Origin of the sequence: Methyloceanibacter caenitepidi, assembly GCF_000828475.1 — a bacterium.
GTDB lineage: Bacteria > Pseudomonadota > Alphaproteobacteria > Rhizobiales > Methyloligellaceae > Methyloceanibacter > Methyloceanibacter caenitepidi.
On record NZ_AP014648.1, the window covers coordinates 1,122,332 to 1,134,497 of the forward strand.

Annotated in this window: 10 protein-coding genes; 7 read left to right on the forward strand and 3 right to left on the reverse strand. The window is 62.2% G+C overall.

Features of this window, described 5'->3' with window-relative positions:
- Positions 1-36 precede the first annotated feature (36 nt).
- A complete protein-coding gene (locus tag GL4_RS17425) occupies positions 37-225 on the reverse strand; it encodes a hypothetical protein (RefSeq protein WP_156137401.1) in 189 nt (62 codons plus the stop codon).
- A gap of 8 nt (positions 226-233) precedes the next feature.
- The gene (locus GL4_RS16585) at positions 234-680 is read right to left on the reverse strand and encodes an RT0821/Lpp0805 family surface protein (protein WP_052464144.1); all 447 of its coding nucleotides are present in this window, start codon (positions 678-680) and stop codon (positions 234-236) included.
- Between the two features lie 158 nt (positions 681-838).
- On the opposite strand from GL4_RS16585, the gene pdxH reads away from it, so the two are divergent.
- Together pdxH and GL4_RS16590 are read left to right on the forward strand one after the other, a co-directional pair.
- Positions 839-1,447 carry a pyridoxamine 5'-phosphate oxidase gene (pdxH, locus tag GL4_RS05265; RefSeq protein WP_045365313.1) on the forward strand — a complete coding sequence of 203 codons (609 nt, stop codon included), beginning with the start codon at positions 839-841 and terminating at the stop codon, positions 1,445-1,447.
- 74 nt (positions 1,448-1,521) lie between these two features.
- Positions 1,522-2,439: a DUF1499 domain-containing protein gene (locus tag GL4_RS16590; RefSeq protein ID WP_052464145.1), complete on the forward strand. Its 918-nt coding sequence runs from the start codon at positions 1,522-1,524 to the stop codon at positions 2,437-2,439.
- On the opposite strand, the gene GL4_RS05275 is transcribed toward GL4_RS16590, so the two are convergent.
- A complete protein-coding gene (locus tag GL4_RS05275; RefSeq protein ID WP_045365316.1) occupies positions 2,387-3,322 on the reverse strand; it encodes an MBL fold metallo-hydrolase in 936 nt (311 codons plus the stop codon). The genes GL4_RS16590 and GL4_RS05275 overlap by 53 nt on opposite strands.
- A gap of 300 nt (positions 3,323-3,622) precedes the next feature.
- On the opposite strand from GL4_RS05275, the gene GL4_RS05280 reads away from it, so the two are divergent.
- From GL4_RS05280 to GL4_RS05300, 5 genes are read left to right on the forward strand one after another with little or no spacing between them, the layout of a single operon-like run.
- Positions 3,623-4,429 (forward strand): hypothetical protein, encoded by an 807-nt coding sequence (locus GL4_RS05280; RefSeq protein ID WP_197539061.1) that lies wholly within the window; start codon positions 3,623-3,625, stop codon positions 4,427-4,429.
- A 44-nt stretch (positions 4,430-4,473) separates the two neighbouring features.
- A complete protein-coding gene (locus GL4_RS05285; RefSeq protein WP_045365319.1) occupies positions 4,474-6,408 on the forward strand; it encodes a DUF3604 domain-containing protein in 1,935 nt (644 codons plus the stop codon).
- Positions 6,409-6,428: 20 nt separating this feature from the next.
- Positions 6,429-8,249 carry a DUF3604 domain-containing protein gene (locus tag GL4_RS05290; protein ID WP_045369530.1) on the forward strand — a complete coding sequence of 607 codons (1,821 nt, stop codon included), beginning with the start codon at positions 6,429-6,431 and terminating at the stop codon, positions 8,247-8,249.
- A gap of 21 nt (positions 8,250-8,270) precedes the next feature.
- Positions 8,271-10,193 (forward strand): DUF3604 domain-containing protein, encoded by a 1,923-nt coding sequence (locus GL4_RS05295; RefSeq protein WP_045369534.1) that lies wholly within the window; start codon positions 8,271-8,273, stop codon positions 10,191-10,193.
- A gap of 14 nt (positions 10,194-10,207) precedes the next feature.
- Positions 10,208-12,148: a DUF3604 domain-containing protein gene (locus tag GL4_RS05300; RefSeq protein ID WP_045365321.1), complete on the forward strand. Its 1,941-nt coding sequence runs from the start codon at positions 10,208-10,210 to the stop codon at positions 12,146-12,148.
- The last annotated feature ends 18 nt before the right edge of the window (positions 12,149-12,166 follow it).

Genomic DNA, 12,166 nt, shown 5'->3' on the forward strand with positions numbered 1-12,166 from the left:
GACCAGCCCGGTGCTAACGGGCAGGGGGGCGAGTAATCAAGTGTGTTGGCGCCGTACCGGCACGAGCGGGGAGAGCGTCTCTCCGGCGTCCGCGTGGGCGTTGCTGTCCCGCACGACGATTGCGGATCGCAGCGGGGTGAAGCGAACGCCAGCTTTTGGAGCTTCCTTGATCGCTTCAGTGCGAAGCGGCGTGGTGGTCTCGGTAACGATGTAACTCTCGGACATAAAACCCTCTATCCGGCGATGGCCCAGTGACCGTCTGGCGACCGGCACGCAACGCCTTCGATCTCGTTTTCCTTGCCGCCACGGCTCAACGAATAGAGGACCGTCCGGCATAAGCGGCCGTGCTCGTCCCGGAACACGGAGAGGGGCTTGATCCGGCCCGCGAGTTTGGTGGCTTGCCGCCGCCATACGAGGGTCGCCCCGTCGCCAAGCTCCGTCAGGGCCATTTGCAGGGCCCGCAGCGCGACTTCCCTATCTGAACGATCAAGACTGGTTTTAAGTTCCGTGAGCGGGCTATCCGGCTCCGTCACGGTTTGCGGCGTCACGGTCTTGAAGACCGGCACCACGACTTGTGCCCCGCGATCCTCTGCCTTGAGAGGAATGAGGGCGGGGAGCAATACACACAACACGAGAGCCCCCGCCCCCTTGATAGGGGCGTTCCAATGGAACGTACGCATAACAAACCGTCCCCAAATACTGACGCGGATACTGAAATCCCCCCGCGCCCACTATCAACACGACCGATCCTGGCCTATCAGGGTGAGGAAAACGTAAATGCCCGTATCGTGCTGGGAAGTTTTTCGACGGCGCGGCCGGGCGGAGTGACTGGCAAAATATGATGGACAATCAAGACTTCACGGCCGCGAACGATCCTTTCGCCCTGTTCCAGACCTGGCTCGCGGAGGCGGAAAAAACCGAACCGGCCGATCCGGAGGCAATGGCCTTGGCCACGGCCGACGCGGACGGGCTTCCGAACGTCCGGATGATTCTCCTGAAAGGCGTCGACGAGCGCGGCTTCGTCTTCTACACGAACTGCGGCAGCGCCAAGGGCGGCGAACTCGCCGTCAACCCAAAGGCCGCGCTTCTTTTCTACTGGAAAAGCCTCGGCCGGCAGATCCGCGTGCGTGGGCCCGTCGAGCCCACGACAGAGGCCGAAGCGGACGCCTATTTCGCAACCCGTCATCCCCAGAGCCGCATCGGCGCGTGGGCATCCCAACAATCGAGGCCCTTGGAAAGCCGCGCCGCGCTGGAAGACGCGGTGGCGCGCTATACGGATGAGTTTGACGGGCGGGAGGTGACGCGGCCAGACTACTGGCGCGGCTACCGAGTACGCCCGGTTGAGATCGAATTTTGGCAGAATGGCGAGTACCGGCTGCACGACAGGATCGTGTTCCGCCGGGCTGCGCTCGACGGCGCCTGGACAAAAACGCGCCTCAATCCATGAGCCGAATTGTGCTATCGCAGCACGTGCACGGATAGGACGATGTCCGGCGGGAATGCGCACGAGGACGACATAACTTGACCGCGGAAGACACAATCGAACGTTACGCGACCGCGCGCTACGTGGTGAAGGAAGCGCACGAGGCCCGCTGGGCTCGCCGTATCGCCGTATTCTTCCTCCAGCTCTTGATCCTAACGGCAATCCTGCACCGCTTTTTCGAACTGAGCACGCCGGCGGCCATCAATCTTATCCTCGTGTCGGTCGCGGGGCTCGCGCTGGCGGTTCTGATCGCCGTCGTCTCCTTGATCCGCATCTGGTTCGGCGGCCAGACCGGCGCCGGGAACGACTTCGCGGCCATTATCGTCGGCCTGCTCGGGCTCGCGGTGCCGGCATATTTCATGTCGCAGGCTTTTCTCCTGCCGGACCTCAACGATGTCCAAACATCGCCGGAGGATCCTCTGCAGTACACGGTGCTTTTGGAGCAGCGGCCGCGCGACGCCAACCCCCTCGGGAACCCAACGGCCGAACAGATTCAGATCCAGGCCGAGTCCTATGAGGATATCGGGCCAATCGAGGTCGACCGGCCCGCAGGAGCCGTCTTCACCGTGGTCAACGAGGCCGTGAAGCAGCTTGGCTGGACGGTGGTCGTCAACGAGGCGCCAGGGGAGAGCGGAGTCGGACGCATCGAGGCGACCGATACCTCGCTGATCATGGGCTTCACCGATGATGTGGTGGTGCGCGTGAAGGGCGACGACACGTCGGCGGTCGTCGACATCCGGTCTGCGTCGCGTTACGGCAGCAGCGATTTCGGCGCCAACGCCGAACGCATTCGGGCCTTCGAGGACGAGGTCAACACCGCGCTTGAGAAGGGTGAGACGACTGTGCTTGAGCAGACAGCCGCCGAGCCTGAGGAAGAACCCGTCGCGGCGCCTGCGAAGCAGGTCAAGAAGAAGAAGCGCCGGAGCCGGAAGCGGCGCGTAAATAGAACGCGCTGAGCCCTTCCGTCGCGCCCTCGGCCGTGACGATGCCGCGCTCTTTCAAGAACTCCAGATGCGCGAGTACCGACAGCGCCGCAGCCACTTTCAGGTCGGCATCGAGCCCGCCATAGAGCCGGGCCACGATACGGGGAACCGTGTTCACGCCCTCATCCACACAGGCGAGTATCGTCTGTTCACGCCAAAGGCGGTGAGTCATGTACGCCCTCACGACGCGGCGCGGCGTTGCGATGCGCCCGCCATGCCCGGGGAAGAAGACCTTGTCGTGCCGCTGCGCCAGGCGCTGGAGCGAGCCGAGAAAGTCCGACATGCTGCCCTCGGGCGGCGCGATGACCGTCGTGTTCCACCCCATCACATGATCGCCGGTGAAGACGGTCCGCTCGCCAATCAGCGCGAAGCACAAATGATCGGGTGCGTGTCCGGGCATATGCAACACGTCCAGGGCAAAGCCGCGGCTCTTGATGGTGTCGCCGTCCGCGACCGGCCGATCTGGCTTGAACGCGGCGTCGACGAACCCGTCGCCAAGTCCCGGTGCGACTGCGCCGCGCGTCGTGCCCGTCGGGCCGTAAGCGACGATCTCGCCGCCGAGCCGCTGCTGCAAGGGCTGGGCGCCATCGCAGTGGTCCCGGTGGCTGTGCGTGACGAGGATATGGCTGACGCGCTGTCCGCGGGTGGCGCGCGCAACAGCGTCGAGATGGGCCTCGTCCGCGGGGCCGGGATCAATGACCGCGACCTCCTCGGTGCCGACGAGATAGGTGTTCGTGCCGAGAAATGTGTACGGGCCGGGATTGTTGGCGACGATGCGCCGGACGCCGGGGCCGACGTCCTCGGCCACGCCATAGTCGACATCGGCGTTTCGATTGAATGCGAGCTCGGCTGACATGAATTGGGTACTGATCGATGTTTAGGTGCGAACCAGCGGAGGGCAACCGCAGGCGAGCCGGACGATAGCAGAACGGGTCGCGCGCCGCGCCCCCTTATGGGGCCGCCAAGCTCACACCGGTTCGTGCGCAAAATATGACTGAAATCAGGCCGCACGCGGCCTTCAGTTAGTGGCCGCAGCGCTCATCCAAGAGTCCACCACAGGCAAAGTTTCATCAGCCCATTCTCGCGCACCTACGCCTGAGTATGGTACCGTCGACGCGCTCCCACGGGAGCCAAGACGAAAGACGTGGAGGCGTCGATGGTTGGGTTCCGCAGCTATGTGGCGATAGCCGCAAGCGCGATCGCGTTGGCCTGTCCGGCTGCCGCTCAGGACGGCGGCAACCTCGCGCAAGAAGCGCAGAACCCCATCGCCAATCTGATCTCGGTTCCGTTTCAGAACAATACGAACTTCAATGTCGGGCCCTACGACTACGACCAGAACATCCTGAACGTCCAGCCGGTGATTCCATTCAAGCTGAACGAGGATTGGAACCTGGTCACGCGCTGGATCTTGCCGGTCGTGTATCAGCCGGCGGTCTATCAAGGTGACGAGAGCGATTTCGGTCTCGGCAATTTCAATCCGAGCTTTTTCTTCGTCAATCAGGTCAGCCCGACGCTCATGATCGGCGCCGGCCCGACCTTCCTGTTGCCGACGGCCACGGACAGCAGCCTCGGTCCGGAGAAATGGGGGGCGGGGCCAACGGCGGCCATCGTATGGACGCCTGGCAAATGGGTGGTCGGTGCGCTCGTCAACAACATCTGGTCATTCGCCGGCGACAACAGCGAACCGGACGTGAACGCCTTCCTGTTCCAGTATTTCGTGAACTACAACCTCAAGCACGGCTGGTATCTCACCTCCGCGCCGATCCTCACCGCCAATTGGGAGGCGTCCGCCGACGATCAGTGGACTGTGCCAATCGGTGGCGGTGTGGGCCGCGTGTTCAACATCGGCTCGCAGCCGGTGAACATGTCCTTGCAGGCATACGACAACGTCATCACGCCTGAAGGCGGTCCGGACTGGCAGGCGCGCTTCCAGATCCAACTGCTTTTCCCAACGGGAGGATAGACCGACCCAATAAGAAGTGCGTCCGCATATCTGAGGAGGAGATCATGAAGTCACACGCGTCACTGATCACGTGCGGGCTCGCACTGTCCGCGGGGTTCTTCTTTGCAGGGTCGGCTGCCGCCGAGCAAGACTCGGTTACGAAGGAAGTCATCCAACTCCCGACCAAGGAAGGAGTGGCTGAGATCACGCCGCCTCAGTTCTCCCCCTACGCGGGCCGCAACTTTCCCACCAAGGTCTATTGGGGCGACACCCATTTGCACACCGCGGTCTCCGTAGATGCCGGTACGATGAACCGCATCGGCCAGGAAGACGCCTTTCGCTTTGCGCGCGGGGAGGAGATCACAACCACCCACGGGCTGCGCGCGAAGCTATCCCGTCCGCTCGATTTTCTCGTCATCTCGGATCACGCCGAGATGTACGGGCTGATGCCGCAGCTCTTGAGCGGCGATCAGGAGATCCTGTCCACGGAGCCTGGCAAGCGGTGGTATGACGCCCTCACCAAAGGTGACAATCAGAAGAAGTTCGATACGGCGATGGAAATCGTCGTGTCGCTGTCGGGCGACGAGCCGCCGATCAAGAGCGACGCGGCGGTGAAGAACGCATGGCAGAACTACACGGCGCTCGCCGACAAATACAACGAGCCAGGCAGGTTCACGGCGCTGATCGGCTATGAGTGGACCGCCATCGGCGGTTTCAACCTACACCGCAATGTGATCTTCCGCGGCGATGCCAGCGTCGCGAACCGCACCGTTCCGCTCTCGCAATATGACAGCCAGAACCCTGAGGACCTCTGGAAGCATCTTGCCGCGCTCGAGGACAAAATCGGCGCCGAGGTTCTGGCGATTCCGCACAACGGCAATCTGTCGAACGGGCGGATGTTCACCGTGGAGACATTCGACGGTCAGCCGCTAACGAAAGAGCTCGCAGCCATGCGGGCCCAATACGAGCCGCTGGTCGAGGTCACGCAGATCAAGGGCGACGGCGAAACGCACCCCTTCCTGTCGCCGAACGACGAATTCGCGGACTACGAATCCTGGGACAAGTCCAACCTCAACGGCACCGAGGCGAAGACGAAGGACATGCTGCAATGGGAGTATGCCCGCGAAGCCTTGAAGAACGGGCTGAAGCTCGAGGACAAGCTTGGCGTCAATCCCTACAAGTTCGGCATGATCGGCTCGACGGACTCGCATACGTCGATGGCGGCGGTCGAGGAGGAGAACTTCTTCGGCAAGCATTCCGGCGTCGAGCCCGAGCCCCATCGGTGGGAGCATGTCGTGATCGAAGCGCCCGATCCCGAATTCACGATCAAGGGCTGGCAGCAGGCCGCCGGCGGCTATGCAGGCATCTGGGCGACTGAGAATACGCGCGAGGCGATCTTCGATGCCATGAAGCGCAAAGAGACGTACGCGACCACGGGCCCGCGAATGACTGTGCGGTTCTTCGGCGGTTGGGACTTCGATGATGCCGACGCCAAGACGCGGCTTCCGGCGTCCGCGGGCTATGCCAAAGGCGTACCCATGGGCGGCGATCTCAGCGCGGCGCCGGAGGGCAAGGCGCCCACCTTCTTGGTTGCGGCGGCGAAGGATCCCTATAGCGGCAATCTCGATCGCATCCAGATCGTCAAAGGCTGGATGAATGCGGACGGGGAGACCGAGGAAAAAGTCTACGACGTCGTATGGAGCGACGATCGTAAGCCGGGCCCGGACGGTAAGCTGCCGCCCGTGGGCAATACGGTGGATGTCGAAAACGCCACCTGGAGCAACTCCATCGGCGAGCCCGAGATGATCACGGTGTGGACGGATCCGGATTTCGATCCGGACCAGCGGGCGTTCTACTACGCGCGCGTCATCGAGATCCCGACACCGCGCTGGACGGCCTACGAGGCCAAGCGCTTCAACGTCGAGATGACCGGCGACGTGCCGATGACGACCCAAGAACGCGCCTACACGTCGCCCATCTGGTACACGCCGCGAGGATAGCAATCGAACGGAGCTCGCCCATGTTACGACTAGTCATCGCCACCTCAATCCTCGCGGTCACTGCAGCAGGTGCTGCGACGGCGCAGGAGATCAAGCCCAACCCGTTGCGCGACGCCTATTTTGGCAATCTGCACGTCCATACCGGTTGGTCGTTCGATGCGTATATCAACGACTCCATCACCACGCCGGACTCCGCCTATCGCTGGGCCAAGGGCGAAGCGATCTCGGCGGGCGAGGGACTTCCCGATCTGCAGATTCTGCGTCCGCTCGACTGGTATGCGGTGTCCGACCATTCCGAATATATCGGTGTGCTCCCGCTGATGGAGGACAAATCCAATCCGCTAAGTCAGCATCCTCTGGCGGCGGACATTACCGGTGGCGACCCGGAAGCGGCCTTCGCAGCCTATGGCAAGCTCTCTGACACGATCTACGAGCACCACCCCGATGAGGAACTGAATGACCCGAAGATCCGTCGTACGGTGTGGGCAGAAATCGTGAAGACCGCCGACGAGCACTACAAGCCGGGCACTTTCACGACCTTCCCGGCCTTTGAGTGGACCTCGGCGCCGGACTGGCGAAATTTGCACCGCGTCGTCCTCTTCAGGGATTCCACGCATGTTCCGGATATGGCCCTTTCGGCCATGGATACGGACGTTCCCGCCGAGTTGTGGAAATGGATGGAGCTTCAGCGCGAGAGCGGGGCGCAGCTGCTCGCCGTTCCCCACAACGGCAATGCCAGCGACGGCATGATGTTTCCGGTTGGTCAAGCCTATGGAGACGTCAACGTCGATGGCGACTACGCGGCCGCTCGCATGCGCAACGAGCCTCTCTTCGAGCTAACCCAAATCAAGGGCACGTCGGAAGTCTACCCGCCGATGAGTCCGAACGACGAGTTCGCCGACTTTGAGATCTGGGATTACACGCTCTCGCCGGATGCGGTACCCCCTGAGCATAGGCTCGGCGGCTACGCGCGAGAGGCCATCATACGGGGGCTCAAATATCAGCAGGAAGGTCGCGGCAATCCCTTCAAATATGGCTTCATCGGAGATTCCGACACGCACAACGCCGCGGCATCGATCGAGGAAAACAACTACACGGGCAAGTTCGGCTTCGAGCTCGATCCACGTCACCGGCTCGAAGGGCCTCCGGGTGTTCCCGAGTCCGCGATTGAGCAGGTGCGGCGCTTCAGTTCCGGCGGCGTGGCCGGTGTATGGGCCGAGTCCAATACCCGCGAGGCTTTGTTCGACGCCATGGTGCGCAAGGAGACATTCGCCACGTCCGGCCCGCGCCTGAAGGTACGCCTCTTCGGCGGTTACGCGTATCCCGAGGACGTGATGGACAGGAGCCAGTGGCTGCAGACGGCCTATGACGGCGGCGTGCCGATGGGTGGCGATCTCGGAGCTGCCCCCGAGGGGCGCGCGCCGACCTTGCTTGTTGCGGCGACGAAGGAGCCCGATGGCGCGAACCTCGACCGTATCCAAATCGTCAAGGGCTGGATCGAGAACGGCGAACAGAAGGAGCGCATCTACGACATCGCGCTTTCGGACGGCCGCAAGCCCGACAGCTCCGGCGCGATCAAGCCGGTGGGCAACACGGTCGACGTCGCGACCGCCAGCTACACCAACGACATCGGCGCCACTGAGTTGATGGCGAACTGGACAGACCCCGACTTCGATCCCGCGGTGCCCGCCGTGTATTACGCTCGCGTCTTGCAGATCCCAACGCCGCGGTGGTCGACATTTGACGCAGCTAAACTAGGTGTCGAGGTGCCGAAAGGCCTGCCCACGTCGATTCAGGAACGCGCCTGGACGTCACCCATCTGGTACACGCCGTCGTCCTAAAGGAAGGAAAAGGAGAGAGTGATGAATGCCCACACTTCGCCGTTTCTAGTTTCTGCTATCGCTGCGTCGGCGTGGGTCCTGCTTCCCGCCATCGCGCCCGCGCAGGATATTGCGGTCACCAAAGAAGACATCAGCGTCGGCAAGAAGCAATATTCGCCCTATCTCCACCAAAGTTATCCCAATCGCGTTTTCTGGGGCGATACCCATCTCCACACGTCCTATTCGACCGATGCCGGCATGGTGGGCAACACGCTTGGACCGGAGGAGGCCTTGCGCTTCGCCAGAGGCGAACAGGTCATTTCGTCGACCGGGGTGCCGGCCCGCCTGATCAGGCCGCTCGATTTTCTTGTTGTGGCAGACCACTCCGAGAATTTGGGCCTCGCGCCAATGATCGAGGAATCCAATCCGGAGCTGCTGAAAGACCCGATGGGCAAGAAATACCACGACCTGGTGAAGTCGGGAAAAGGTTGGGAGGCCTACCAGCTATGGAAGAAGAGCGGTGCGGAAAGAAAAGATTCCATGCCCAATCCGGCGCTGCAGCGCACGGCTTGGGACGAGATCATCGACGCGGTGGACCAGTATAATCAGCCCGGCGTGTTCACCGCCTTTCACGGCTTCGAATGGACCTCGACGCCGGATCTCCGCAACCTGCATCGCAACGTCATCTTCCGGGACGACGCGAAAGCGGCCAGGCAGGTCCTGCCGTTCAGCTTTTTCGACTCGGCCGATCCAGAAGATCTCTGGGATTACATGGAGGCTTACGAGAAAAAGACTGGAGGCCGAGCCCTTGCCATCCCACATGGCGGTAATCTGTCCCAAGGCTTGATGTTTGCGGTAGAGACCATGTCCGGCCAGCCGATCGACGCCGCCTATGCCAAGCGGCGGATGCATTGGGAGCCGATCTACGAGGTCACGCAGATGAAGGGCGATGGCGAGGCCCATCCCCTGCTGTCACCCACTGACGAGTTTGCGGACTACTACCAATGGGACAAGGGTGACTTCGGTCTCAATCCCAAGGAACCGCAAATGCTGCCGCACGAATACGCCCGCAGCGCACTCAGGATTGGCCTGGAGCAGCAAGCCAGACTCGGAGTCAACCCATTCAAGTTCGGCATGATTGGTTCGACCGACAGCCACACCTCACTCGCCACCACGCGCGAAGAAAACTATTTCGGCAAGTTTGCAGGCGCCGAGCCGGGGACCGAAGCCCGGTTCGATGACCTGGTCTCGCAGGACCTCCGGGAGGACGGAGACGGGAGCCTGAACGTCTATCACTGGGAATCTCTCGCGTCCGGGCTTGCCGGTGTATGGGCCACGGAAAACACGCGCGAGGCGATCTGGGACGCCATGGCGCGAAAGGAAGTCTATGCGACGACCGGCACCAGGATGCTCGTTCGGGTCTTCGCCGGCTGGGATTTCGAGCCTGAAGAGGTCCAACGCCCTGACTTTGCACCGCAGGGATACCAGCGAGGCGTGCCCATGGGCGGCGGCCTAACGGGTGCACCGGAAGGCGTCTCGCCCAAGTTCATGGTGCGTGCCCTGCGCGACGCTGACGGCGCCAACCTCGACCGCATCCAGATCATCAAGGGCTGGGTCGATGCTGACGGCAAGTCGCGCGAACGCGTCTTTGACATAGCCGTATCTGGCGGCCGCAAGATCGACGAGGACGGACGTTGCAAGACGCCGGTTGGCGATACGGTTGACGTGCCGAATGCGTCCTACACCAACACTATCGGCGACGCGGTCCTGGCCGGCTACTGGGAAGACCCGACCTTCGATCCGACACAGCGCGCCTTCTACTATGTGCGCGTGCTCGAGATCCCGACGCCGAGCTGGATCGCCTACGACGAAAAGATATTTGGAACACATGCGCCGGACCGGGCGCTCCGAAAGCAGCAAGAGCGCGCTTACACCTCGCCCATCTGGTACTCGCCGTCGTCCTAAAGGAAGGAAAAGCCATGGCTGTTCGCTTCGCATCGCCTCTGATTGCCGCAACCGCGGCAACAGTCCTTGTCCTTCCGTCTGCGGCCCAAGCGCCGCAAAGCGTGACCACGGACGGGGGGACCATCGACCGCGCCGAGGTCGAGCGGTTCTTCAATCAGCCGGGCTACTCGCCCTACGCCGGGCGGAGTTTCCCTACCCGGCCGCTATGGGGCGAGATCCATCTTCATACGTCATGGTCACCGGATGCGATCGCCGCTGGGACGCGGGTTGGGCCGGATGAGGCGCTGCAATACGCCAAGGGCGCGGAAATCACCTCCAGCACCGGTCAAAAGGTGAAGCTGTCACGTCCCTACGACTTCATGATGGTCGCGGATCATTCGGATGCGCTCGGCGTGATGAGCGGCGTCCTCGAAGGTGACCCGTCGCTGCTCGCCGATCCCAAGCTGAAGGAATGGCACGACGGCATGAACGCGGGCGGCGAGAAGGCGAGCGCGGTGGTGATGGAGATGATCACGCTCCAGAGTCAGGGCAAACTGCCCAAGGCCGTGACGGACCCGAACGTCCAGTTCGACATGTGGCACAACATGACCGAGATCGTGGAGAGCCACAACGAGCCGGGCAGGTTCACCGCGTTGATCGGCTACGAATGGACCTCTAATTATGGCGGCGGCAACAACCTGCACCGTAATGTCGTGTACCGCGACGGTAAGACGAAAGCCGATCAGGTCCGTCCACTGACGACCTTCGACACCGAGATTCCGAACGAACTTTGGGACTGGATGTCAATGTACGAGGAGAAGACCGGCGGCCGGGTGCTGGCAGTTCCGCACAACGGCAACCTCTCAAACGGGCTGATGTTCGCGACGGAGACACCGGACGGCAAGCCGATCGACGCGAAATGGGCCGAGGAGCGCGCGCGCTGGGAACCTCTCTACGAGGTCACGCAGAGCAAGGGCACCTCCGAGCAGCATCCGAAGCTCGCGCCCGCCGACGAATTCGCCAACTTCGAGATTTGGGACAAATACAATCTCGCCGGAGTGCCCAAGAAGCCGGGCGAGATCGAGTACGAGTATGCGCGCCAAGCGCTGAAGCGCGGCCTTAAACTCGAGCCCGAGCTCGGCACCAACCCCTTCAAGTTCGGCCTGCTCGGTTCGACCGACGACCATACCGGCGTCTCCTCGGCCGAGGAGAACAACTTCTTCGGCAAGTTCCCGGCGAGCGAACCGTCGCCTGAGCGGTCCACCGGCAACGCCTTCGACTTCGACGGCAACACGGTGAAGGATTGGCAGCTTGGCGCCTCGGGCCTAACCGCTGTTTGGGCACCTGAGAACACGCGCGCGTCTATCTGGGATGCGATGAAACGCAAAGAGGTCTACGGCACGACCGGCTCGCGGATTTTCGTCCGCTTCTTCGGCGGTTGGGACTTCGAGAAGGACGATGCAGAGCGCCGCGATCCGGGCACGGTCGGATACGGCAAGGGCGTGCCCATGGGCGGCGACCTCCCGCCGGCGCCTGAAGGCAGCGGTGCACCGACATTTCTTGTCGCAGCATTGAAGGACCCGATTTCCGGCAATCTCGATCGCATTCAGATCGTCAAGGGATGGGTCGATGCGAATGGAGAGATGCAGGAAAAGATTTACGACGTCGTGTGGGCAGGTGACCGGAAGCCTGGCGAAGACGGCAAGGTGCCGTTGGTCGGCAGCACGGTCGATGTCGAGAAGGCGACCTGGACGAACACGATCGGCGCGCCGGAGCTGATAACGGTGTGGCAGGACCCGGACTTCGATCCCTCGCTGAGGGCCTTCTACTATGCCCGCGTCCTTGAAATCCCGACGCCACGTTGGACGGCCTTCGACGCCGCCTATTTCAAAGACGCAAAGTTCGATGCCGACACGCCGATGACGGTCACCGAACGTGCCTACACCTCGCCCATCTGGTACACGCCGCAGGGTTAGCGAGATTCGCGTGACGCA